Genomic DNA, 24,008 nt, shown 5'->3' with positions numbered 1-24,008 from the left:
TCAGGGCGGCCATTTTTTTGGGCTGTCACACGGATTCAGGCGGCGGCGCGCGTCACCAGGCTCAGGCTGATGCCCATTTCCGTCAGGTGCTGCATGTCGGCCAGGGTCAGGTCGAGGGGAGCGTCGAGCGTGTCGTCGCCATTCAGCTCCAGTTGCAGTTCCGCCACGATGCGCGGCATGGTGAACGTCACGCCGCGCGAGCGGCATTCCGCCAGGTAGGTGCGCACGCGCGAGGGCAGCACTTGCGACTTGGCCGCCTGCGCGATCACCACTTCAAAGCCGGAATCGAGGTAGACGCGGCCGCCCGCCTTCGGCTCGCCCTTGCGCCATTGCCGCTCCGGGTCCGTGGGCAAGACTTCGAGGATGGAGCTGAGCGTGGGGTCGTCCCCATGCACCGACAACTTCGCCATATTCATTTTGCAAGACTCTCTAGTCAGGGCGCCGCCAGGAAGGCGGCGCGATCATCAGACCGACAAGTCTACGCATGGAAGGTAAATATGTCCATACGGCAATATTTGATATCAAGCTCTAATTTGTGCCAGATCAACAACAGGCGGAACCAACTTGTTCCGCCTGCAACACGCAATTACAGGGCTACGCCACGCGCCTGCAGGGCGGTCCGCACGCCGGCGCCGTAGGCGGGGTCGGCCCGGTCGAAGTGGCCCAGCTGGCGCTGCAGGGTTTCCGGGCGCACCTGGCTCAACGGTCCTGCCAGGTTGTCGAACAGGTTCTGCTTTGCCTGGGGCGACATCAGGCGGAACAGGTTGCCGGCCTGCGTGTAGTCGTCTTCCACGCCGCGTCCGTCGTAGCGCGCCGCGCCGCCGTCCAGCGCCAGCGCCGGCTCGCCATGGCCCAGCCCCTGCGGCTGCGTGCCGGCCGCCGCCACGTTGGCATAGTTGCGCGCCGCGCCGCCATTGTGGATGGCCATGCCGCCATCGCGCTGCTGGTTATGGAAGGGGCAGCGGGCCGCGTTCACGGGCAGATGCTGGTGGTTCGTGCCGACGCGGTACAGCTGGGCGTCGTGGTAGGCGAACAGGCGGCCTTGCAGCATCTTGTCCGGCGAGTATCCCATGCCGGGCACGGCGTTGGCTGGCGAAAACGCGGCCTGCTCGACTTCCGCGTGGTAATTGTCCGGGTTGCGGTTCAGCTCGAAAATCCCCACGGGCAGCAGCGGGAAGTCCGCATGCGGCCACACCTTCGTCAAGTCGAACGGGTTCCAGCCCGTGCGCTGCTCCCATGCATCGAGCTGCTCCTGCGTCGCCACCTGCAGCTTGACTTCCCACTGGGGGAAATCACCGCGTGCGATGGCGCCGAACAGGTCGCGCTGGGCGTAGTCGGGGTCGGCACCGGCCAGGCGGCCAGCCTCCGCCGCAGGTAAATTCTTGATGCCCTGGCGCGTCTTGAAATGCCATTTCACGTACACGCGCTGGCCGTCGGCATTGATCAAGCTATACGTGTGGCTGCCGAAGCCGTCCATGTGGCGGTAGCCGTCCGGCGTGCCGCGGTCCGAGAACAGCATGGTGACCTGGTGCAGGCTTTCCGGCGCGTGGCTCCAGAAGTCGAACATCATTTCCGCCGATTTCAGGTTGCTTTGCGGATCGCGCTTTTGCGTATGCACAAAGTCGGGGAACTTGATCGGGTCCTTGATGAAGAACATGGGCGTGTTGTTGCCGACCAGGTCCCAGTTGCCCTCTTCCGTATAGAAGCGCACGGCGAAGCCGCGCGGGTCACGTTCCGTGTCGGCGCTGCCGCGTTCGCCGCCGACGGTGGAAAAGCGGGCAAAGGTGGCCGTCTGCTTGCCCACTTCACTGAACAGCCTGGCCTTGGTGTAGCGCGAGATGTCGTGCGTGACGGTGAAGGTGCCGTAGGCGCCCGAACCTTTCGCGTGCACGACGCGCTCGGGGATGCGCTCGCGGTTGAAATGCTGGAGTTTTTCGATCAGGTGGAAGTCTTGCAGCAGCAGGGGGCCGCGGGGGCCGGCGCTGATGGAATTCTGGTTGTCGGCGACGGGAATGCCCGACGCGGTGCTCAATGGCGGCTGTTGACTCATGGCTGCTTTTCCTTCGTTGTTGACTGATGGGATCAGTGTAACGAGGTCAACAACAAAGGAAAAGCTAATTGATTTTATCGATTCGATAGATATTTACAATATACCCCTAGAGGGCGCATCCGGCCGCGTCGCACACGCCGCCCAGCTGCGCCTGCAGCTTGCCCGGCTGGCCCAGAAAGCCCCCGATGTCGATGACGGACAGCTTGCCCGTGCCATCGTCGAGCACGAAGGTGGGAAAGCCCTGCCCGCCCACCCGCGCCAGCAAGGCACGGCTGGCATCGATGTGCCGCTGCGTGGCCGCGCCCGCCTGCCGCGCATACTCCGCCTGGAAAGCATCGCCATCCATGCCCAGCTGCTGCGCCAGCACCACCAGCACGGGCACGTCGGCGATGCGCAAGCCTTCCACGTAATGGGCGCGCTGCACGCGCTGCAGCATGTCCAGGCCCTTGCCCGCCAGCGCCTCGGCCGCCAGGATGGCCGTGATCGGCGGTTCGGAATCCATCATGGCCGTCGTGTCGTTCAGCAAGCCGTTCAGGTAGGCGTCGCCAAACGGCTGGCCGGACAATTGCTCGATGCGCCGGTCATGCGGCAGCACATAGCCGCGCCAGGCGGGCGTGATCTGGCGGCGATTACTGCCCGTCATCATGCCGCCGCCGTGGAAGGCCAGCGTCAGGCCGGGCACGGCGCGCGCCGCCTCGACCAGCGGCGCGGCGCCGTAGCACCAGCCGCACAGGGGATCGAAAATGTAATGCAGTGTAGGGTTGGCCATGTTGGCTCCTTGATTCTTGAATGCGTTTCAGTCAACCCCGCGCGGCCAGTGCGGGCGCCGCGCGGCAGTTTTTACCACCTGGTTACCACTTCATCTCGCCCTTGGCGACCTTGGCGCTGGTTTCCAGCGCGCCATCGAGGCCTAGTTGCGGGTAGTGCTGCTTCATGGCGGCGATCAGGGCGGCCGAATTGGCCGCCTTCGCCGTTTCCGCCTCGAACGTCACCAGGTAGTCGCGCGTAAAGCCGATGCTGTCGGGCGTCATGGGCGAGCCTACCTTGAAGTGGCCGGGTACGACCGTGACGGGTTTCAGCGCGGTGATGCCGTCGAGCGTCTTGAGCCAATCCTGGCGCGACTGCAGGCTTTGCGTATCGGCCGTCCACACGTGCAGGTTCCCAAACAGCACCACGCCGCCGACGACGGCCTTGATCGACGGAATCCACACATAGGTGCGCGAGGGCGTCGGGCCGGCGATGTCCAGCGACTGCCCTTCCAGGGTGATGCGCTTGCCCTTCAGGGCTTGCGGAATGACGATGGCGTGCGGCGCATTGTCCTTCAGGATGGGGCCCCAGTAGGCGACCTTGGCGTCGGCCTTGCGGCGGATTTCCGCCACGGTCTCCGGCGTGGCGACGATTCTGGCCTGCGGGAACGCTGCCTTGATCACGTCCAGGCCGAAGTAAAAGTCGGGATCGCTGTGGCTGATGTAGACGGTGGTCAGTTTCTTGCCGCTGGCGCGGATCTTTTCCACCAGCTTTTGCGCTTCGGCGCGCGAAAACTGCGCATCGATGAGCACGGCGTCATGCTGGCCCGCCACCAGCACGGAGGCGACGGGGAAGATGGCGGCTTCGCCCGGATTGAAGACGTCCAGTGTCAAGGGCGCGCCAGCGGCGGCCGAGGCGGCGCCGGCGGCAAACAGGGTGGAAACAAGAACGCTGCTGATGGATTTGGAGAACATGGTGCGCCTTCACGAAGTAGATGGGGATGCAGGCATCTTACGTTGCTTGAATCGGTAGAAAAACCCGATAAAGCGCAATAGTTTATTGCGTAAGTCGATGCAATAAGCGCTGCCGCGCCACCGGATTGGCGCCACCTTGCACGGCACAGTGTATTTTTCCAGGCTAAACGCCCCTTAAAACGACAATCACGGCAACGGCATAGCGCCGTCACAAAACGTGTCACATCGTCATGAGGCTGTCACATTGGATTGTTATCTTGCTAGCTCTTTCAAACCTAGCCGGATGAATCACATGACACGCAGAAAAATTTCCGTCGCTGGTTGCAGCGTCGCTATCACCCTGATGCTGGCCGCCTGCGGCAGCGACAGTAAAAAAGACGATGTGGTGGTGGAAGCGCCGCCGAAAAACGTCATCTTCTTCCTCGGCGATGGCATGGGCCTGACCACCATGACGGCCGCGCGCATCTACTCGGTGGGCGAAGAAGGCTCGCTGACGATGGACACCCTACCGGAAACGGCCTTCGTCAAGACCTTCTCGAACGATGCGCAAGTGACGGACAGCGCGCCATCGATGGCCGCCTACATGACCGGCGTCAAGATGAACAATGAAGTCATTTCCATGTCGGCCAACACGGTGGCCATCGATCCGGGCACGGATGCGAATGGCAACAAGCTGGTCAACAAATGCGGCACCGGCAACGGCACGCCTGCCACCACCCTGCTGGAACTGGCCAAGGCCAAGGGCTTCGCCGCCGGCGTCGTCAGCACGGCGCGCGTGACGCACGCCACGCCGGCCGCCACCTACTCGCACATCTGCCACCGCGACCTGGAAAACGATATCGCCGCGGCCCTGGTGCCGGGCGGCACGGGCTACAACAGCGCCCTGGGCACGACGGGCCTGGAAGTGGTGCTGGGCGGCGGCGCGCAATTCTTCACGCAGTTCAAGGATGGCGGCAAGCGTTCCGACGGCCGCGACCTGATCGCCGAACTGAAGGCGAAGAGCTACACCGTCGCCAACAACGCCACCGACTTCAAGGCCGTCGATGCGGCCAAGACGGACCGCTTGTTCGGCGTGTTCACTTCCAGCCACATGAGCTACGACCTGGACCGCGATGCGGCCAAGGAACCTAGCCTGGCGGAAATGACCACCAAGGCGATGGACGTGCTGGCAAAAAACAAGAAGGGTTACTTCCTGATGGTCGAAGGCGGCCGCATCGACCATGCGCTGCATGAAACCACGGCCAAGAAGGCCCTGCAGGACACCGTCGCTTTCGACAACGCCATCAAGGCCGCCATCGACAAGGCCAAGCTCACCGATCCGACCCTGGCCAATACCCTGATCGTCGTCACGGCCGACCACGACCACACCCTGGTGCTGAACGGCTACGCCAAGCGCACGGGCAAGACGGCTGCCGGCAACGCGGGCGTGCTGGGCGTGGTGAAGAACTACGTCACCGGCGCGGTCGAAAAGGACCTGGACGGCGCACCGTATTCCATCATCGGCTTCGGCAATGGTGAAAACCGCACGCAATCGAGCCGCGCCGCCATGGCCAGCCTCGACGAAACCGTCACCAGCGCCAACACCTATCACCAGGAAGCCGTGATACGCACGACGGCCGGCAATGAAACCCACGGCGGCACGGACGTCTTCCTGGGCGCCATCGGCAAAGGTGCGGACACCTTCCTGGGCACCATCGACAACACCAAAGTATTCGGCCTGGTCAAGACCGCCGGCGGTCTGTAATCACCAAGACATCAGAATTGGACAAGCACATGAAACATGCATTGAAACTCTCCTTGCTGACCACCCTCGTGGCCGCCAGCGTTGCCAACGGCGCCTACGCCGCCGACGCCAAGAACGTCATCTTCTTCCTCGGCGACGGCATGGGCCCCTCCGTCGTGACGGCAGCGCGCATCTACCAGTACAAGGAAGAAGGCAGCCTGGCGATGGACACGCTGGAGCGCACGGCGCGCATCAAGACGTTCTCGAACGATGCGCAAACGACGGACAGCGCGCCCTCGATGGCCGCCTACATGACCGGCGTCAAGATGAACAATGAAGTCATCTCGATGGCGCAGGAGACGATCGCCAAGGAACCCAGCCGCGACGCCAACGGCAACCTGGGCGTGGATAACTGCCCGGCCGGCGGCAAGACCGTGCCGACCATCCTGGAACTGGCGAAAGCCAAGGGCAAGGCCGTGGGCGCCATCACCACCACGGAACTGACGCACGCCACGCCGGCGACGACCTTCTCGCACATCTGCAACCGCAATGCGCAATACGCGATCGCCGCGCAAACGGTGCCGGGCGGCACGGGCTACAACGCCGCCCTGGGCGACGGCGTCGACGTGCTGATGGGTGGCGGCCGCAACCACTTCACGCCATGGTCGGCCGGCAACAAGTACGGCCGCGCCGACGGCCGCGACCTCTTGAGCGAATTTGCCGCCAAGGGCTACACCGTGGCCGCGACGAAAGCGGAAATGGCGGCAGCGCCAAGCGGCAAGAAGTTCATCGGCCTGTACAGCACCCGCAGCCACCTGGAATATGAGCTGGACCGCACCGCCACGCCGCCGCTGGGCGAAGGCGCGACCCAGCCTAGCCTGACGGAAATGACGCTGAAGGCCATGGACTTGCTGTCGAAAAACACCAATGGCTACTTCCTGATGGTCGAAGGCGGCCGTATCGACCACGCCTTGCACGGCATCAATGCCAAGCGCGCGCTGACGGACACCATCGCCTTCGACGACGCCATCAAGGCGGCCATCGCCAAGATCAAGGAAACCGATCCGACGCTGGCCAATACCCTGATCATCGTCACGGCCGACCATGACCACACCCTGGCGTTCAACGGCTACGGCAAGCGCGGCAATCCTATCCTCGACATCAACCGCGGCTACAAGGATAACCAGCCGAGCAAGGATGCCGATGGCAATACCTACACCACGCTGGTGTTCGGCAATGGCCCGAACCGCCCTGACCTGCGCAGCAACGTCGACAGCGCCACGGCCCTGAAAGACAACTACCTGCAAGAAACAGGCGTGCGCCTGGCCAGTGAAACCCATGGCGGCGGCGACGTCAAGCTGCTGGCCACGGGCGCCGGCGCCAAGGCCTTCAAGGGCACCCTGGACAACACCAAGGTATTTGACCTGCTGAAGGCCGCATTCGGCTTTTGATGTAGCACAGGCAGCGTAACCCCCACCGGGGCGGATGGCGTATGCCCTCCGCCCCCTTTGCACAAAAAGGCAGCACCATGAAACCGACCCTGATCGCCATCCTCCTCGCCGCCGGCTTCGCGGCTACCGCACAGGCGGCCCCCGCCGCCCCTGCCGACCTGGACCTGGGCATCACCTATTACAGCCGCGTCCTGACGCCCGAAGGCGTGACGCGCGAAAGCCGCTACGAAGAAAAGATGCTGCGCCGCCCCGGCCACGTATGGGTCGAGCGCGTGCTGGCGCCGGCCACCGACGCGCATGCCGGCCACAGCCATGGCGAGAACAGGAAAGTGGCGCTGAAGACGTCGACCGCGGCCACGCAGCACGAACACAAGCACTTCAACCCCGTGCTCATTCCCCGTCACGTGACGCTGGAAAAGAACACGGTGCGCGTGGAATACATCGATGCGCACGACAAGATCGTCGTCTCCATTCCGAAGGCGGAGTACGAGAACGTCAATTTCGACGGTTCCTGGGAAAACAGTTTTTATCTGCTGGACCCGAAGCTGGTGGCCGCCATGCCCCTGGCGAAACAGGCGTCGAACGTGCCGGGCGCGCGCTGGCGCGAAGTGGAAAAGAATGGCGTGTTCCAGCGTATCCTGTGGGATGAGCAAAAACAGATTCCGCTGATCATCGAAAGCGGCGACCGCGCGAATACCTTCTATCGCCGCGTCGACGTCAAGCTGCAGCCGAGCGTCAGCAAGGCGCAGCCGTGGGCGAATTTGCAGAATTACGCGCAGCGCGAATACTCGGACTATCTCGACTAAGCTTGACCACCCCATGCCGGCTCGCTAGTATCGAAAGCGTACAGCAACGGGAGCGCGGCATGGATGAACAATTCGAGAACGGTTTGCGCATGCGCAAACAAGTGATGGGTGACGCCTTCGTCGAGCGCGCCTTCGCCCAGGTGGACGCCTTCACGGCGCCCCTGCAGGACTTCGTCACGCGCAACGCCTGGGGCACGACCTGGTGCCGCGACGGCCTGGACCTGAAAACCCGCAGCCTGGCCACGATTGCCATGCTGACGGCCCTGGGCCGCGCCCAGGAGCTGCGCGGCCACGTGCGCGGCGCCGTCAACAATGGCGCATCCATGCAGGAAATCCAGGAAGTGCTGCTGCACGCGGCCGTGTACTGCGGCATGCCGCTGGCCATCGACGCCTTCCGCTCGGCCCATGACGTGCTGAGGGAAATGGGCCTGGTGGAGCCGGCTTCAACAGGCGGGGGCTGACCCCTCATACGCATAAAAAAAGCCAGGGAACGATCCCTGGCTTCCTGATGTCGGCAGATGCCGCCGCGGATTACTCCGCCGCTGCCGCTGCCTTCTTCGCCGGCGCCTTCTTGGCGGCCGGCTTTTTCACGGCCGTGGCTTTCTTGGCCGGCGCCTTTTTGACGGCTGCCGCTTTCTTGACGGCCGTTTTCTTCGCTGGCGCCGCGCCTTCTTCGCCTTCGACCTCGGCAGCGGCTACCTTGGTCTTCGCGCCAGGCTTGGCCTTGCGCTCTTCAAATTCGAAGCTCACCTTGCCATCCTTGCCCCGTACGAGGAAAGCCTTGAACGGACGGCGCGTGCGCTGGGAAACAAAGCCCGGCAGCAAGTCGGTCTTGCCATCGTTGAGCAGTTTTGCCATTTGTTCCGGCAAGATTTCCTGCTGCAAGATGATGCGGCCGCTGCGGAAGTCGCACGTCTTCGGCTTGGCCACGCTGTGTTCGCACACATAGGCCAGGCCCATTTCGTACACGCCGGCATTGCACTTGGGGCACGGTCCCACAGGCGTCTGGCCCGTGAAATCGATGCCTTCGCCATCTTCGCTCTCGTCGTTCTGGCCGAAATCGAATTCCAGCTTGAAATTCTTGATTTCTTCATCGCGCACGATGCGCAGGATGGCGGCGAACGGACGGCCCATCTTCGAGCGGAAGCCTTGCAGCGGGCCGATGGTGCGGTCCTTCAGCAATTGTTCCACTTCGGCGATCTCGAACTGGCGCGAACCGGGCGTCTTGCTCATGGAGAATTCGCACTTGGTGCAGGCGAAACGGCGGTAGTTTTCCTTCACCACGCCGCCGCAGTTCGGGCATGGCGTTTCCAGGGTCGCGTAGTCGCCGGGAATGGTGTCGTTATCGTATTCCTTGGCGCGCTTGACGATGATTTGCGTCATCTGCGCGATTTCGCGCATGAATTCTTCGCGCGAAATCTTGCCTTTTTCCATCTGCGACAGCTTGTATTCCCACTCGCCCGTCAACTCCGGCGCCGTCAATTCGTTGACGCCCAGGCCTTTCAACAAGGTCATCAGCTGCGACGCCTTGGCCGTCGGGATCAGTTCGCGGCCTTCGCGGATCAGGTAGCGTTCCGTCAGCAAGCCCTCGATGGTGGCCGCGCGGGTGGCCGGCGTGCCAAGACCCTTGCCGGCCATCGCATCGCGCAGCTCGTCGTCGTCGATCAGCTTGCCGGCGCCTTCCATGGCCGACAGCAAGGTCGCTTCCGTGAAGCGCGCTGGCGGCTTCGTCACCAGGCCGTTGGCGCTGACGCTTTCCGTGTGCACTGTTTCGCCCTTGGCGACGGGCACCAGGTTGCCGTTGCCATTGCTTTCCTTGTCCGCGTCCGTCGAGGCTTCCTTGCCGTAGATGGCCAGCCAGCCCGGATTGGTCATGACCTTGCCTTCAGTCTTGAACTGATGGCCGGACACTTCCGTGTAGCGCGTGGTGACCTGGAATTCCGCAGGCGGGAAGAACACGGCCATGAAGCGGCGCGTGACGAGGTCGTACAGCTTCTGTTCCGGCTCGGACAGGTTCTTCGGCGCAATCGTCGTCGGGATGATGGCGAAGTGATCCGAGATCTTCGTGTTGTCGAAGATGCGCTTGTTCGGCTTGACCCAGCCCTTGTCGATGATCTGCTTGGCGAACTGGTGGTAGTTGCTGTTGTCCTTCACCGTTTCCAGCGCCTGCAGCACGGTCGGCATGTAGTCTTCCGGCAAGTGGCGCGAATCGGTACGCGGATACGTCAAGACCTTGTGCTTTTCGTACAGGGCCTGGGCCAGGCCCAGGGTGTTCTTGGCCGAGAAGCCGAAACGCGAGTTCGCTTCGCGCTGCAGGCTGGTCAGGTCGAACAGGCCCGGCGCCATCGAGGTGGTCGGTTTCGACTCTTCCGTGACGGTGCCTTGGCGGCCGCGGCAGGCGGTGGCGATCGAGTCGGCAGCCGTCTTGCTCCACAGGCGCTCGGCGCGCTTCTCGGGATCGTTCTCGTCCTTCTTGAACTTCGTGTCGAGCCAGCGGCCTTCATAGATGCCGGCCGCGCAGACGAATTCGGCGCGCACTTCCCAGAAGTCGCGCGGCACGAATTTTTTAATTTTATCTTCGCGTTCGACGACGATGGAAAGCGTCGGCGTCTGCACGCGGCCCACGGTGGTCAGGTAAAAGCCGCCTTCCTTCGAATTAAACGCCGTCATGGCGCGCGTGCCATTGATGCCGATCAACCAATCGGCTTCCGAGCGGCAGCGGGCCGCGTCGGCCAGCGGCAGCATTTCTTCGTCGCTGCGCAGGTGGGCGAAACCGTCGCGGATGGCGCCCGGCGTCATCGACTGCAGCCACAGGCGCTTGACCGGCTGCTTGGCCTTGGCGTTTTGCGCGATCAGGCGGAAAATCAGCTCGCCTTCTCGCCCCGCGTCGCATGCGTTGATGAGGGTGGTAACGTCTTTACGTTTGATCAGCTTGTTTAATACTTTGAGGCGCGCTTCCGTCTTGGCGATCGGGTTCAGCGCGAAATACGGTGGAATCATCGGCAAGTGCGCGAAACTCCATTTGCCGCGCTTCACGTCGAATTCTTCCGGCACGGCGATCTCCAGCAAGTGGCCGACCGCCGAGGACAGGACGTATTCATCCGATTCAAAGTACTCATCGTGCTTGGTAAAGCCGCCAAGCGTCTTCGCGATATCGTTCGCGACAGAAGGCTTCTCGGCGATGATGAGGGTTTTTGTCATATTTTTTAGTCTCGAAAAATGCTCTAGGATAGTTTCAGCATGCGCATCATACAGTGCATTGCCAGGCGCCGACGCTTTTGTCTGCGCAAGGCCTTGTGACTTGTGGTCTTGTCAAGCGGCCAATGATAAGCGTCTATTGGAGAATTCGGCAAGTTATCTGCAAGCAAGACTGCTCAGGCGCAAACACAATGCTCAACTGCACGGGGCGGCGCACGGCATGCCGGCCACGGACATATTAAAGGGGATGGCGCGGCAGCGGCGCCTGGGACAGGCAAACCCTCATGCAGCGGGCGGTACAGGGCAGCATGAACCTGTTCAGGGCAAGGCGCCGCAACGCTGCCCGGCACAGTTTATTAGTGTAGCAGGCGGGGCGGCAGGTCTTCGTCGTCGACGAACAGGTCGTCGAACATCAGGGCATCGGGCTCCTTGCCCTGGCTCCACAGCAGCATCAGCACGATGACTTTCAGCTTGCCCAGCGAAACGGGCGCTTCGTCGAGCGCCAGCGCCCGTTCAATGACGATTTCGCGCTGCAGCGGCGAGAGCACCTTGGCGCTTTCGAGGAACTGGATGAAGCCGATGGCGGCCGTGCCCAGCACGTCGCTTTCCTGCTTCACGTAGAAACGCGTGCCCGTGGAACTGGCCGTCAACGTCTGCTCGACGCCAGCCATGGCGTTCAGGTCCGTCAGCCACACGAGCGCCTCGGAAATTTCCACGTCGTCGAAACCGACGGCCGACAGTTTGCGCGCCAGGGCTGCCGGCTCGGGGCAGGCATCGGGGCGATAATAAGTCTCGTAGAGGTACACCAGGATATCGAACATGGCTCTACTCTAGCAGCTAAGTTCGCTGGGGCACAAGGGTGCGCGCCGACAAAGGGCAAGCGTGCGGCGTGGCCGCCACACAAGTGACAAGCTGTCATTTGCAGCGTTGAAACAGTCCTCCCGGCAAGCGTTCCACGCGCCCCGCCAGCTCCAGCGCCAGCAATTCGCCCATCAGCGCGCCCATGTCCAGGCCGCTGCGCGCGGCCAGGGTATCGGCATCGAGGGGATCGTGGCCCAACGCCGCCAGCAGCGGCGTGTCGCCCTCCGGCCGCGCCGGCGGCGCGCCGGGAACGCCGCCCAGCCACTGCAGTTCCTGCAGCACGTCATCGGCCGACTCGACCAGCTTGGCGCCCTGCTTGATGAGCGCATGGCAGCCCTTGGCCAGAGTCGCATGGATGGAGCCGGGCAAGGCATACACGTCGCGCCCCTGCTCGCCGGCCAGGCGCGCCGTGATCAGGGAGCCCGATTGCGCGGCCGCCTCGATCACCAGCACGCCGCGCGCCAGGCCGCTGATCAGGCGATTGCGGCGTGGAAAGTTGCCCGGCATGGCGGGCAAGCCCAGCGCGTACTCGCTGACGATGCAGCCTTGTTCGGCAATTCTTTGCGCCAGATCAAGATTACGCCGCGGATACACGAGATCCGCGCCCGTGCCGATCACGGCCACCGTGGAAGCCTCGCTGCGCAGGCCGCCCTCGTGCGCGTGCGTGTCGATGCCCAGCGCCAGCCCGGAAATGATGGTCAGCCCTGCCGCGCCAAGGGCTTGCGCGAACGCCGCCGCGTTCTGCATGCCTTGCGCGCTGGCATTACGGCTGCCGATGATGGCCACGCCGGGCCGCGACAGCAGCTCCGCGCGTCCCCGCACGTACAGCAGCAGGGGCGGATCGGCAATTTCCAGCAGCAGGGGCGGATAGGCGGGGTCCGCCAGCGTCAGCACGGCGTTGCCGGGCCGCTGCAGCCACTGCAGGGTCAGTTCCAGCTGGCTGTTGGCCAGTGGCTTGGGCGGCTGCGCGATGGCGCGCGCCACGCCGGCCGGCACCACCTCGCGCAAGGCCGCGAAGGAGGCGGCGAAGATCTGCGGCGGCAGGCCGAAGCGGGCCAGCAAGGCGCGCGCCGCCACCGGCCCCACGCCGGGCAGATACTGCAGGCGCAGCCAGCCGGCCAGTTCGCCGGCCGTCTCCGCCTCCGTTGCAATTGCGTGCATGACAACCTCCGTCCATGTTGTGCCACTCCCATGCTAGCGCCATGGCAAACAGGCGATGCCGACGCGCGCAAGGATGGCGCCGATGGCGGGGAAAACGGCCCGCCATCCACAGGGCCACGGGCGTCTGTGATAAAATTTCCCTTTGCAGCAGACTAACCGACGCACTGGCAAGCGCATCTGCCGCGCCGTTGCGCCACACGCAGCCAACCGTAGCGCACTCAACTCGATAACAGACAGCCCATACCGCCATGCCGCCTTGCGCATGGCCCAGGCATGAATAATCCGGCGCACCGGCGCCCACCTTAACCAGTCGAATCCGTATGTCCATCTTAAATATCCTGCGTTACCCCGATCCACGCCTGCACACCGTCGCCAAGCCCGTCACCGCTTTCGACGAGCGCCTGCAAACCCTGATCGACGACATGGCCGAAACCATGTACGACGCCCCCGGCGTCGGTCTTGCTGCATCGCAAGTCGATGAGCATATCCAGATGATGGTGATCGACATCACCGAAGAAAAAAACCAGCTGCAAGTGTTCATCAATCCGGAAATCACCTGGGCCAGCGAAGAAAAGCAGGTCTACGACGAAGGCTGTTTGTCCGTGCCCGGCGTCTACGACGGCGTCGAGCGCCCGGCCCGCATCAAGGTGCGCGCCCTGGACCGCCATGGCAAGCAGTTCGAACTGGAAGCCGATGGCTTGCTGGCCGTCTGCATCCAGCATGAGATGGATCATCTGCTGGGCAAGGTATTCGTCGAATACCTGTCGCCGCTCAAGCGCAACCGCATCAAGACCAAGATGATCAAGGAAATCCGCGGCCTCGAGCGCGAAGCGAGCCTGCGCGCGCAGAACCGCCGTTTCTAAGCCACTGCTGATAGACTAAGCAACAACAGTAGTCGTAACACCACGCCAGCCTGGCGCCTCCGGCGCGGGCCTGCGCACCTCACGTCAAGGAATAATATGAAAGTGATCTTCGCAGGCACGCCTGAGTTCGCCGCCACGGCCCTGAAGGACTTGCACGAGGCGGGATTCGAGATCCCGCTGGTGCTGACCCAGCCCGACCGTCCTGCCGGACGCGGCATGCAGCTGCACGCCTCGGCCGTCAAGCAGTACGCGCAGGCGCACGGCATCGAGGTGCTGCAGCCGCTGTCGCTGCGCATGGACAGCAAGGACCCGCAGCGCGCCGCCGAGGCGCAGGCGGCCCACGCGCGCCTGCTGGCCACGGACTACGACGTGATGGTGGTGGCCGCCTATGGCTTGATCTTGCCGCGCAGCACGCTCGACATCAAGCCTTGCATCAATATCCACGCTTCCCTGCTGCCGCGCTGGCGCGGCGCGGCGCCCATCCACCGCGCCATCGAGGCCGGCGACGACGAGACGGGCGTGACCATCATGCAGATGGAAGAAGGCCTGGACACAGGCCCCATGCTGGCCGTCGAACGCCTGCCCATCGAGGCGGGCGATTCCACCGCCACCCTGCACGACAAGCTGGCCAGCCTGGGCGGCAAGATGATCGTCGAAACCCTGCGCAAGATGCAGCAGCAACCGCTGGAAGCGGTGCCGCAGCCGGAAGCGGGCGTCACCTATGCGGCGAAAATCGCCAAGGACGAGGCGGCGCTCGATTTCAGCCAACCGGCGCTGGAACTGGGCCTGAAAATCCGCGCCTTCAACCCGTTTCCCGGCGCCTGCGGCCAGGTCGATGGCGTCACCATCAAGATCTGGGCCGCCGACGTGCTCGAAGCGGACAGCAAGGAAGCGCCCGGCCAGGTGCTGGCGGCAGACGCCCAGCACGGCATCATCGTGGCCTGCGGCAACGGTTCCCTGCGCCTGACGGAACTGCAAAAACCGGGCGGCAAGCGCCTGCCCGCGCTGGACTTCATCAAGGGTTTCCCGCTGGAAGGCAAGCGTTTCGTTTGATGCGGCACGCATGCCGGTGCCTATAAAAAAGGGCTTGCCGCGGCAAGCCCTTTTTGCATCCGGCTGCGTCGCCTAGCGGCGCGAGACCTTCATCAGGCGCGCGCCCAGGGTGGACGACAGGCTGACCTCGAAACGGCCGCCGGCCGGCAAGGCGCTCACGTCGACGCTGGCGTTGCCGCCCGTCAAGCCGCTGGCGACCACCGTCTTGCGGCCATCGGCGGCCACGTGCAGCACGGCGGCGTACGGTTCCGCCTGGGCATTCCAGGCCAGGGCCAGCTTGCCGCCCGTTTGCGTGGCATCAAAGCTGGCATCGTTGGCCGCCGCCTGGCTGCGGCGCGCAGGGCGCTCCAGCTTGGCTAATGCCTTGCCTTTTGCCAAGACTTGCACGTCGCTGATGTCGCCCGGGTTGGCAAAGCTGACGCGGAAATGGCTCATGGCGCTGCCGCCGTGGTCGGCCAGGGTGACGGCATCGAAGGGCAAGTCGATAGTCTGTCCCGCCGCCGTCACCACGCGCAAGGTATAAGCGTGTCCGCTGCCGCTGGCAGCATCGCCGATGCGCACCGACGAGGCAACGGCGGGACGCAGCCCCACGCCGGCAGGCGTGATGCGCCCGGAAATGGTCAGGTAGCCATGCTCGGCAGCGGACACGCTGGCGGCCAGCACATTGCCGCCCGTGCCTTGCGCGCTGCGTTTTTCCAGGAATTGCTGCACCCGGGCATAGCTGTAGTCGGAGAACCAGGCGCCGCTGCAATAGCTCATCACGTCCTTCATCGGCGTGCCCGCGCCATAGGCGGCCTTGCTCAGTTGGCCGATGCTGCCGTCATAGCTGCTGTTATACAGGGGCTGCGGCCCCAGATTGCCATTCGCATACGGATAATCGGTGGCCGGATCGGCCGGGCCGCCGCAGGCGACGTGCTGCAACGAGTGGTTGTGGCCCAGCTCATGCACGAGCGTCGTCAGCCATTCAGGCCAGCCATTGCCGAAGGGATCGACCGACGCCGTGCTGCCGTAGCGGACATCGAGGCCGATGGCCGAGGTGAAGTCCTTGCCGCTGGTGCGCTGGTTGATGTACGCTAGGCCGGCGGAACGGCCGACGGACATTTTCGGCACGAAGCCATAATAATAGGCGCCGCTGTCTTCGCGGATGCGCGCATCCTCCACCAGCGGCAAGGTGTTGCTCCACCAGCTGTCGGCCGTACTGCTGCCCGGCACGCTGAGCGGCGCGCGCGTGGTGATGCTGATATTTTCCGCCGCATACGGATACACGCGGATCAGGGCGGCACGGATCACTTCGGCGTCCGGCAGCTGGGCCACGCCATCGTCCGTGCTGAGCGGCACAAGCACGAGGCGGATCTTGGCCGCGCTGGCCACGGCAGGCGCCGCTTCCTGGCTCACCTGCGTGCCATCGTTGCCTACGGCCGTGACGCGCACGCGCACGCCGGGCAAGATCCAGGCCGCCGGCAAGACGCCGCTGAAGTTGCCGCTGAAACTGTAATCGCTTTTTTCCGTTGGCAAGATGGCGGGGCCGCTCATGGCGACGCTGCCCAGGTTGCCGCCAGTGGCAGAGGTGGCGCTCAAGGTCACGATGGGGCTGCTCCGTCCTGCCTGGGTGCCCAGCACGGACACGCGCACGGCGGCCGCCTTGCCGCGCGTCAGGCGCAGGGCCGTATCGCTGGCGTTCAGGTTCAGCACTTGCGCAAAATCAATACTGCCCAGGGTAAACGCCGACACCGTGCCCGCATTCACGGCGATGCGCGACGCGGCCGACAGCATCACATTGCCCGTCGCCGACGCCGGCGCGGACAGGACCAGCTGGCTGCTGCTGGCGCTGACGATGGTCGCCGGCGTTCCGCCCACGGAGGCGGCGCTGACCTGGTCGAGGTTCGTGCCCTGCACCGTCACCGACATCGCCTGGCCGCTGATGGCCGTGCTGATCGACGTCACCGTCACGCTGGCCAGCACGGTGTACGTGTCGCCGCTGGCGACGTCATTGTAGGGACCGCGCACCGTCAGCGGCCCCGTCGCGGCACCCGCCGGCACGAGGACGGTCACGCTGCCCGCGCCCTGGCTCTGCGGGACGGCCGAGGCGCCGCTGCCGAATTGCACCGCCGTGACGGCGCCCATGCCGCTGCCCGCGATGGTGACGCTGGAACCGACGCCGCCCGTGGCCGGTGCGACGCTGCTGATGCTCAGCGGCACATACACGTTCACGCTGTAGCTGCTGGCCGCCGTGCCGCTGGCACTGACAAGGCTCAAGGCGCCTGACACGGGCACGCCCGGCATGATCAAGGTAGCGCTCGTCTCGCTGACGGCACTCGTGGCCACGGTCACGCCGCCCACCTGGAAAGCCGTGACGCGGCTCAGGTTCGTCCCCGTGATCACGACGCTGCCGCCCACGGCGACGTTGCTTGCCGCAACGGCCGTGACGGCGGGAATCACGACGGGACTGCCCGACGTGGTTGCCACCACCGTGTCGCCGCCACTACTGCCGCCACCACCACAGGCGGACAGACCCAGCATGAGAAACAATGCAACAAGCAAATGGTTTTTCATGGCCGGCAACCATGTTCGAACAGCGCCAGGCCGGATGAGACACGCGGGAAATGTGACATATTGGTGACTTTTGGTGAGAATTTAATTTCGAGGAACCAATATTATCCGTGACTTCAATTCCGAAAGACAACTATTAATGCTTTTGATTCAATTGGTTTTGATAATAATTAAAATATCTACCTGGCAATTTTTATTGTGAGCATTATTCGTCTCCCTCTGCATTGTTTCAAATCAAGATTGTTTCCAGATATGCTTATTGCCATTCGATTCATGAAAAAAAATTGCGGCCGGATCAAATACTGTGGAAATATATCCACAAGCTAGAGGACATGCCTTCTCGCCAACTTTGCTGGAAGAATTAACGTTTTCAGTAAGATTTTCGAGAATGTAATTTTTGGAATCAGCGGGAAAAGCGGGGGAATACCGCCGTGATGGCGGCGAAGGATGGCTGCCGGTGTTGCAGGAACGGCCGCTGCGTGGCGAACGGCCGCTTTTGCCCAAAACCAAAGCAGCCTGATGCCGTATAATTTTAGACCCCGGTGAAATCAGGCGATTGCCACCTTCTGCCTGCCCTACCCGGCCGGCACTCTCCGTCAGCTGATCCTGCTGGCCCGCAACCGCCTCGCAATGTCTTGCCGCCGCGCCGCCGCCCGTTTGCCTATTGAAAGCATGAAATGAACGATACCGTGATCCCCGCCATGTCCCCGACCGAAGCCACCTTGCGCGCCATCCTGGCGCAGCGGATCATGATCCTCGACGGCGCCATGGGCACGATCATCCAGCAATACAAGCTCGACGAGGAAGCCTACCGGGGCGGTCCCACGGGCCGCTTCATCGATTTCGCCGCGCCGGCCGACAGCGGCGCGCGCGAACTGTTCGTCAAGGGCAACAATGAGCTGCTGACCCTGACGCAGCCGCACATCATCCAGGAAATCCACGAGCGCTACCTGGCCGCCGGCGCCGACCTGATCGAAACGAATACCTTCGGCGCCACGACGATCGCGCAAGACGATTACCACATGGCCCACCTGGCCTATGAAATGAACGTGCAGGCCGCCAAGCTGGCGCGCGCCGCCTGCGATAAATATTCCACGCCGGACAAGCCGCGCTTCGTCGCTGGCGCCCTGGGTCCCACGCCGAAGACGGCATCGATCTCGCCCGACGTCAACGATCCGGCCGCGCGCAACGTCACCTTCGACCAGCTGGTGGCGGCCTACCTGCAGCAGACGCAGGGCCTGGTGGAGGGCGGCGCCGACGTGTTGCTGGTGGAAACCATCTTCGATACCTTGAACTGCAAGGCGGCCCTGTTCGCCATCGACCTGTTCTACGAACAAAACCCCGGCGTCGCGCGCCTGCCGCTGATGATTTCGGGCACCGTCACGGACGCCTCGGGCCGCATCCTGTCGGGCCAGACCGTGCCCGCCTTCTGGCATTCCGTGCGCCACGCGAAACCGCTGACGATCGGCCTGAACTGCGCCCTGGGCGCGGCCCTGATGCGCCCGTACGCGGAAGAGCTGGCGAAGATCGCCGACACGTTTGTCTGCATCTACCCCAACGCGGGCTTGCCCAACCCCATGAGCGACACGGGCTTCGACGAGTTGCCGGCTGACACGTCCGCCCTGCTGCGCGAATTCGCCGACGCGGGCTTTTTGAACATGGCGGGCGGCTGCTGCGGCACCACGCCCGAGCACATCGCCGCCATCGGCGCGTTGCTGTCGAAAAACACCCCGCGCACGGTGCCGGCCCCGTCGCACGACTTGCGCCTGGCGGGCCTGGAACCGTTCGTCGTCAACGACGAATCGCTGTTCGTCAACGTGGGCGAGCGCACCAACGTCACGGGCTCGAAGGCGTTTGCGCGCATGATTCTCAACGAGCAATACGACGAAGCCCTGTCCGTGGCGCGCCAGCAGGTGGAAAACGGCGCGCAGGTGATCGACATCAACATGGACGAGGCCATGCTCGATTCGCAGGCGGCCATGACGCGCTTTTTGAACCTGATCGCCTCCGAACCCGATATCTCGCGCGTGCCCATCATGGTCGACTCGTCGAAATGGTCCGTCATCGAAGCGGGCCTGAAATGCGTGCAGGGCAAGGCCATCGTCAATTCCATTTCCATGAAGGAAGGCGAGGAAGAATTCCTGCGCCAGGCGAAACTGTGCCGCCGCTACGGCGCGGCCGTCATCGTCATGGCTTTCGATGAAAAGGGGCAAGCCGATACCTTCGAGCGCAAGATCGAGATTTGCGCCCGCGCATACCATTTATTGATCGATGCCCTGGACTTCCCGCCGGAAGACATCATTTTCGACCCGAACATCTTTGCCGTCGCCACCGGCATCGAAGAGCACAACAACTACGCCGTCGACTTCATCAACGCCACGCGCTGGATTAAGGAAAACTTGCCGTATGCGAAGATCTCGGGTGGCGTGTCGAACGTATCCTTCAGTTTCCGCGGCAACGATCCGGCCCGCGAAGCCATCCATACCGTCTTCCTGTACCACGCCATCAAGGCCGGCATGACCATGGGCATCGTCAACGCCGGCATGGTGGGCGTGTACGACAACCTGGACCCGGAATTGCGCGAACGCGTGGAAGACGTGGTGCTGAACCGCCGCGAAGACTCGACGGAGCGCATGATCGAATTTGCCGGCACCCTGAAGGCGGGCGGCAAGGCCGAGGCGCAAACCCTGGCCTGGCGCGAAGGGACGGTACAGGAGCGCCTGTCGCACGCGCTGGTACACGGCATCACGCAATTCATCGTGGAAGACACGGAAGAAGCGCGCCAGGAACTGCTGCACAATGGCGGCCGCCCCATCCACGTGATCGAGGGCCCCTTGATGGCCGGCATGGACGTGGTCGGCGACCTGTTTGGCCAAGGTAAAATGTTCCTGCCGCAAGTGGTGAAATCGGCGCGCGTCATGAAGCAGGCCGTGGCCCACCTGATCCCGTTCATCGAGGAAGAAAAACTGCTGGAAGAACAGCGCACGGGCATCGTCGCCAAGCCGAAGGGCAAGATCATCATGGCGACCGTGAAAGGCGACGTGCATGACATCGGCAAGAATATCGTCACGGTAGTCTTGCAATGCAACAACTTCGAAGTGGTCAACATGGGCGTGATGGTGCCGTGCTCGGAAATCCTCGCGCGCGCCAAGGTGGAAAACGCGGACATCATCGGTCTTTCCGGCCTGATCACGCCGTCGCTGGAAGAAATGGCGTATGTCGCCAAGGAAATGCAGCGCGACGAACACTTCCGCATGATGAAGATTCCCCTGCTGATCGGCGGCGCCACCACCAGCCGCGCCCACACGGCCGTGAAAATCGCCCACAACTACGACGGCCCCGTGATCTACGTGCCGGACGCTTCGCGTTCCGTGTCCGTAGCGCAATCCTTGCTGACGCCGGAACAGCGCGACAAATACGTGGAAGACATCGAACTCGACTACGCGCGCATCCGCGAGCAGCACGCCAACAAGAAGGCCCTGCCCATCCTGCCGCTGGCCCAGGCCCGCGCCAACAAGATGGTCGTGCCCTTCGACGGCGCCTGCACGCCCGTGAAACCGAAGTTCATCGGCCGCCGCGTCTTTAAAAACGTCGACCTGGCCACCCTGGCCAACTATATCGACTGGGGCCCGTTCTTCCAGACCTGGGACCTGGCCGGCCCCTTCCCCGCCATCCTGACGGATGAAGTGGTGGGCGACGCGGCCACCAAGGTGTACGCGGAAGGCCAGGCCTTGCTGAAAAAACTCATCGACGGGCGCTGGCTGACGGCCAACGGTGTCGTGTCCCTGCTGCCGGCCAATAGCGTCAATGACGACGATATCGAGGTGTACACCGACGATACGCGCAGTAGCGTGGCGTTCACGTATTACGGCATGCGCCAGCAAGGCGTCAAACCCGTGGTCGATGGCGTGCAGCGGCCGAACCAGTGCCTGGCCGACTTCATTGCGCCGAAGGCATCGGGCGTGAAGGATTACATCGGCATGTTCGCCGTGACGTCCGGCCTGGGCATCGAGAAGTACGAGAAGCGCTTCGAGGATGCGCACGACGATTACTCGTCCATCATGCTCAAGTCCCTGGCCGACCGCCTGGCCGAAGCGTTTGCGGAATACCTGCACGAGCGCGTGCGCAAGGACTTGTGGGGCTACGTGCCGGACGAGCACTTGAGCAACGACGATATGATCGCCGAGAAATACGTCGGCATCCGCCCCGCGCCCGGCTACCCGGCCTGCCCCGAGCACACGGTCAAGAAGGAAATGTTCGAGGTCATGCAGGCCGAGGAAATCGGCATGCAGCTGACGGAATCGTATGCCATGTTCCCCGGCGCGGCCGTCTCCGGCTTCTACTTTGCCCACCCGGAGTCGAAATACTTCGTCGTCGGCAAGATCGGCATGGACCAGGTGGAAGACATGGCCAAGCGCCGTGGCGCCAAGGTCGAGGACGTGGAACGCTGGCTGGCGCCCAATCTGTCATAATATAAGCACAAGGCGCGCGGAACTTATCGCGCGCCGAAGCGCACTAACGCAGTATGCCGGCCGGCATGCTGCATGCCTGCTCCGGCCCGTTTCCAACTGGCAAGGAGGTACTATGGCAACCAATTTCAAACTCAAACGCTGGCAGGATCAGGTGATCCTGTTGCTGGGCCTGTGGCTGCTCGTCTCGCCTTGGGCATTCTCCTATGCCGAAGGCTCGCCGCAGATGATCAACGCCTTTGTCTCGGGACTGGTGATTGCCATCCTGGCCGCCTTCGACCTGTACAAGACCTATTTCTGGGCCGTCGTCGTCAACCTGCTGGTGGGCGTCTGGGTCGCCGCCTCGCCGTGGATACTGCGCCTGGCCGACCAGCGCGTCGTCATGTGGAACGAGTTGATCGTCGGCATCGCCGTCGTCGTCCTGGCCCTGTGGGAACTGCGCACGGACCCCGAGCTGCACAAGCACTGGCCCGGCGCCGCCGCGTAGCGCAGCTACTGGCGCAAAAAAGCCCTGCCACGGCGACGCCGTGCAGGGCTTTTATGAACAACACAGCAGATACGCGACGTCACAGCGCCTGGCATGAGCTTAGCGAGCGGAAGGGAGAGGTGGCCTAGAAGCGCAACCGTACCGAGGTACGGTGAGCATCGCAGGCCGCCTATACCGACGCGCAGCAGCTCAGGTCAGGCGCCACTACAGCGCATACCTCACGACATTATCGCTCCATTCGTAGGCGGCCATTTCCAGCTCCACCAGGTCGTCCGGCGACATGGCCAGGTCGCGCAGGGTGGGCACGATCTCGCCTTCCATGTCTTCGATGCGCTCGATGCATTCGGCCAGGCGCAGCAAGTCGCCGTAGAAGCCTTCGCGCGACAGCAGCGCTTCGGCCACTTCGTCGATCACTTCGATCTGTTTCAGGATTTCCGACATCGGTACGCCGAACAGGGTATCCATCAGGGACATGATGCCGACCGTAAAGGCGATATCGGCCGAATGGGCGTGGTTCGGACGCAGTTTATGGGCCAGCAATTCCAGCAGGCGACCGCGCGTGGTGGCCAGCATCAGCAGCGGCGTCATGCTATGACCGCGCTTGCTTGGTTCCGCGTACAGCATGATCTGCAGCCAGCGCTGCAGCTGGCGGCGGCCCAGCACGGTGACGGCCTGGCTCAGCGAATCGATGCGCTGGCGGGCGCCCACGGCCGGTGTATTGACCAAGCGCAATAAGTTCAAGGCCAGCGACACGTCGCGCTTGATGGCGCGCTCGATCTCCATGTTGTCCGCATCGGAGGTGACCAGGGTCATCAACTCCATGACGGCCAGTTGCGACGGCGACAGCTTCTTGCCCGTCATGATGGCCGGCTTGGCAAAGTAATAGCCCTGGAAATAATCGAAGCCCAGGTCCAGGCCCGACTTGAATTCTTCGCGCGTCTCGACCTTTTCCGCCACCAGTTTCTTGTGTTCCTGCTTGAAACGGGGCGCCAGGGCCGCCAGCACCTTCGGATCGACGGTGCTCATGTCCATCTTGACGTATTGCACCAGAGGCAACAATTCCTGTACCTGCGTCGTATCGGCCACGACATTTTCCAGCGCAAAGGTGAAGCCGTGGCCCACCAGTTCGCTGATGCGCGTGCGCAATGCCGGCGTGACCTGCATCGATTCGACCACTTCCAGCACGACTTTTTCGCGCGGCAGGAAGACGAAGATGTCGCTCATGATCACATCGGCATCGACGTTGACGAAGCCGAGCGCGTCGCCGATGACCTTTTCCATGCCCAGTTGCGAGGCATGGGCGATGACGGAAGCCGTGGCCGACAGGTCGCTCGTGATGTTGGCGGGCCCGACCGGAGCGTTGCGGAATAGCAACTCATAGCCGAACAGGGCTTGATTGCGGTCAAGGATAGGTTGTCGTCCCAGATAGAACTCGCGTACGCGCAAGGGTTTCGGGGTGATGTCGTTGCTGGAAATATCGATCATTAACTCTTCATCAATCACGTCGAGTGACACTGGCCGCGCCGCGCCCGCATCAAGGTTCACTATTGACAATACTTTAGCTGAATTTCGCCCGCGCTGTGGGTATTTTGGCAGTAATCGGGCGTATTGTCGT

The 24,008-nt window shown here is 63.1% G+C and carries 17 protein-coding genes; 8 read left to right on the top strand and 9 right to left on the bottom strand.

Annotated features, from left to right (window positions below; translation table 11 throughout):
- Positions 1 to 35: 35 nt before the first annotated feature.
- The 4 genes from AC07VL_RS17075 to AC07VL_RS17060 form a co-directional block, all read right to left on the bottom strand.
- Positions 36 to 410, bottom strand: coding sequence for a hypothetical protein (locus tag AC07VL_RS17075; protein ID WP_494806893.1), 375 nt, complete (start codon positions 408 to 410; stop codon positions 36 to 38).
- A gap of 176 nt (positions 411 to 586) precedes the next feature.
- A complete protein-coding gene (locus tag AC07VL_RS17070; protein ID WP_494806892.1) occupies positions 587 to 2,050 on the bottom strand; it encodes a catalase in 1,464 nt (487 codons plus the stop codon).
- Positions 2,051 to 2,156: 106 nt separating this feature from the next.
- Positions 2,157 to 2,819 (bottom strand): DsbA family protein, encoded by a 663-nt coding sequence (locus AC07VL_RS17065; protein ID WP_494806891.1) that lies wholly within the window; start codon positions 2,817 to 2,819, stop codon positions 2,157 to 2,159.
- An 82-nt stretch (positions 2,820 to 2,901) separates the two neighbouring features.
- Positions 2,902 to 3,771: an MBL fold metallo-hydrolase gene (locus AC07VL_RS17060; RefSeq protein ID WP_494806890.1), complete on the bottom strand. Its 870-nt coding sequence runs from the start codon at positions 3,769 to 3,771 to the stop codon at positions 2,902 to 2,904.
- 343 nt (positions 3,772 to 4,114) lie between these two features.
- On the opposite strand from AC07VL_RS17060, the gene AC07VL_RS17055 reads away from it, so the two are divergent.
- From AC07VL_RS17055 to pcaC, 4 genes are all read left to right on the top strand, one after another.
- Complete coding sequence (locus AC07VL_RS17055; protein ID WP_494807046.1) at positions 4,115 to 5,515, top strand: alkaline phosphatase; 1,401 nt, start codon at positions 4,115 to 4,117, stop codon at positions 5,513 to 5,515.
- Between the two features lie 29 nt (positions 5,516 to 5,544).
- A complete protein-coding gene (locus AC07VL_RS17050; protein ID WP_494806889.1) occupies positions 5,545 to 6,945 on the top strand; it encodes an alkaline phosphatase in 1,401 nt (466 codons plus the stop codon).
- A gap of 77 nt (positions 6,946 to 7,022) precedes the next feature.
- Positions 7,023 to 7,751, top strand: coding sequence for a hypothetical protein (locus tag AC07VL_RS17045; RefSeq protein WP_494806888.1), 729 nt, complete (start codon positions 7,023 to 7,025; stop codon positions 7,749 to 7,751).
- 59 nt (positions 7,752 to 7,810) lie between these two features.
- The gene (gene pcaC, locus AC07VL_RS17040; RefSeq protein WP_494806887.1) at positions 7,811 to 8,212 is read left to right on the top strand and encodes a 4-carboxymuconolactone decarboxylase; all 402 of its coding nucleotides are present in this window, start codon (positions 7,811 to 7,813) and stop codon (positions 8,210 to 8,212) included.
- 70 nt (positions 8,213 to 8,282) lie between these two features.
- Here the strand turns inward: pcaC and AC07VL_RS17035 are convergent, their stop codons facing one another.
- From AC07VL_RS17035 to dprA, 3 genes are all read right to left on the bottom strand, one after another.
- Positions 8,283 to 10,952 carry a DNA topoisomerase III gene (locus AC07VL_RS17035; RefSeq protein ID WP_494806886.1) on the bottom strand — a complete coding sequence of 890 codons (2,670 nt, stop codon included), beginning with the start codon at positions 10,950 to 10,952 and terminating at the stop codon, positions 8,283 to 8,285.
- A 353-nt stretch (positions 10,953 to 11,305) separates the two neighbouring features.
- Positions 11,306 to 11,770 carry a Smg family protein gene (locus AC07VL_RS17030; protein ID WP_290608193.1) on the bottom strand — a complete coding sequence of 155 codons (465 nt, stop codon included), beginning with the start codon at positions 11,768 to 11,770 and terminating at the stop codon, positions 11,306 to 11,308.
- Positions 11,771 to 11,864: 94 nt separating this feature from the next.
- Positions 11,865 to 12,971, bottom strand: a complete 1,107-nt coding sequence (dprA, locus tag AC07VL_RS17025; protein ID WP_494806885.1) for a DNA-processing protein DprA — start codon at positions 12,969 to 12,971, stop codon at positions 11,865 to 11,867.
- A 320-nt stretch (positions 12,972 to 13,291) separates the two neighbouring features.
- Here dprA and def point away from each other — a divergent pair, with 320 nt between their 5' ends.
- The gene (gene def, locus AC07VL_RS17020; RefSeq protein WP_290608196.1) at positions 13,292 to 13,834 is read left to right on the top strand and encodes a peptide deformylase; all 543 of its coding nucleotides are present in this window, start codon (positions 13,292 to 13,294) and stop codon (positions 13,832 to 13,834) included.
- Between the two features lie 96 nt (positions 13,835 to 13,930).
- A complete protein-coding gene (gene fmt, locus AC07VL_RS17015) occupies positions 13,931 to 14,887 on the top strand; it encodes a methionyl-tRNA formyltransferase (RefSeq protein ID WP_494806884.1) in 957 nt (318 codons plus the stop codon).
- 72 nt (positions 14,888 to 14,959) lie between these two features.
- Here fmt and AC07VL_RS17010 read toward each other — a convergent pair whose 3' ends face one another.
- Positions 14,960 to 17,407, bottom strand: coding sequence for an IPT/TIG domain-containing protein (locus AC07VL_RS17010; protein ID WP_494806883.1), 2,448 nt, complete (start codon positions 17,405 to 17,407; stop codon positions 14,960 to 14,962).
- A gap of 707 nt (positions 17,408 to 18,114) precedes the next feature.
- Between AC07VL_RS17010 and metH the strand changes: the two genes are divergently transcribed.
- Complete coding sequence (gene metH / locus AC07VL_RS17005; protein WP_494806882.1) at positions 18,115 to 21,909, top strand: methionine synthase; 3,795 nt, start codon at positions 18,115 to 18,117, stop codon at positions 21,907 to 21,909.
- 112 nt (positions 21,910 to 22,021) lie between these two features.
- Positions 22,022 to 22,393: an SPW repeat protein gene (locus tag AC07VL_RS17000; RefSeq protein ID WP_290605115.1), complete on the top strand. Its 372-nt coding sequence runs from the start codon at positions 22,022 to 22,024 to the stop codon at positions 22,391 to 22,393.
- Between the two features lie 204 nt (positions 22,394 to 22,597).
- Here AC07VL_RS17000 and AC07VL_RS16995 read toward each other — a convergent pair whose 3' ends face one another.
- Positions 22,598 to 23,878, bottom strand: a complete 1,281-nt coding sequence (locus AC07VL_RS16995; protein WP_290605116.1) for an EAL and HDOD domain-containing protein — start codon at positions 23,876 to 23,878, stop codon at positions 22,598 to 22,600.
- Positions 23,879 to 24,008 lie beyond the last annotated feature (130 nt).

Source organism: Janthinobacterium sp. GW821-FHT03C08 (assembly GCF_059420905.1).
Note: the sequence above shows the minus strand (reverse complement) of the source record. Positions and strands in the feature narration are given on the sequence as shown.

Excerpts from the sequence above, each read along its gene's own strand:
- AC07VL_RS17050 (WP_494806889.1), top strand. The coding sequence starts at position 5,545 with ATGAAACATGCATTGAAACTCTCCTTGCTGACCACCCTCGTGGCCGCC.
- AC07VL_RS17000 (WP_290605115.1), top strand. The coding sequence starts at position 22,022 with ATGGCAACCAATTTCAAACTCAAACGCTGGCAGGATCAGGTGATCCTG.
- fmt (WP_494806884.1), top strand. The coding sequence starts at position 13,931 with ATGAAAGTGATCTTCGCAGGCACGCCTGAGTTCGCCGCCACGGCCCTG.
- AC07VL_RS16995 (WP_290605116.1), bottom strand. The coding sequence starts at position 23,878 with ATGATCGATATTTCCAGCAACGACATCACCCCGAAACCCTTGCGCGTA.
- AC07VL_RS17065 (WP_494806891.1), bottom strand. The coding sequence starts at position 2,819 with ATGGCCAACCCTACACTGCATTACATTTTCGATCCCCTGTGCGGCTGG.
- AC07VL_RS17075 (WP_494806893.1), bottom strand. The coding sequence starts at position 410 with ATGGCGAAGTTGTCGGTGCATGGGGACGACCCCACGCTCAGCTCCATC.
- AC07VL_RS17060 (WP_494806890.1), bottom strand. The coding sequence starts at position 3,771 with ATGTTCTCCAAATCCATCAGCAGCGTTCTTGTTTCCACCCTGTTTGCC.
- AC07VL_RS17030 (WP_290608193.1), bottom strand. The coding sequence starts at position 11,770 with ATGTTCGATATCCTGGTGTACCTCTACGAGACTTATTATCGCCCCGAT.
- AC07VL_RS17045 (WP_494806888.1), top strand. The coding sequence starts at position 7,023 with ATGAAACCGACCCTGATCGCCATCCTCCTCGCCGCCGGCTTCGCGGCT.
- def (WP_290608196.1), top strand. The coding sequence starts at position 13,292 with ATGTCCATCTTAAATATCCTGCGTTACCCCGATCCACGCCTGCACACC.
- AC07VL_RS17035 (WP_494806886.1), bottom strand. The coding sequence starts at position 10,952 with ATGACAAAAACCCTCATCATCGCCGAGAAGCCTTCTGTCGCGAACGAT.
- metH (WP_494806882.1), top strand. The coding sequence starts at position 18,115 with ATGAACGATACCGTGATCCCCGCCATGTCCCCGACCGAAGCCACCTTG.
- AC07VL_RS17055 (WP_494807046.1), top strand. The coding sequence starts at position 4,115 with ATGCTGGCCGCCTGCGGCAGCGACAGTAAAAAAGACGATGTGGTGGTG.
- dprA (WP_494806885.1), bottom strand. The coding sequence starts at position 12,971 with ATGCACGCAATTGCAACGGAGGCGGAGACGGCCGGCGAACTGGCCGGC.
- pcaC (WP_494806887.1), top strand. The coding sequence starts at position 7,811 with ATGGATGAACAATTCGAGAACGGTTTGCGCATGCGCAAACAAGTGATG.
- AC07VL_RS17010 (WP_494806883.1), bottom strand. The coding sequence starts at position 17,407 with ATGCTGGGTCTGTCCGCCTGTGGTGGTGGCGGCAGTAGTGGCGGCGAC.
- AC07VL_RS17070 (WP_494806892.1), bottom strand. The coding sequence starts at position 2,050 with ATGAGTCAACAGCCGCCATTGAGCACCGCGTCGGGCATTCCCGTCGCC.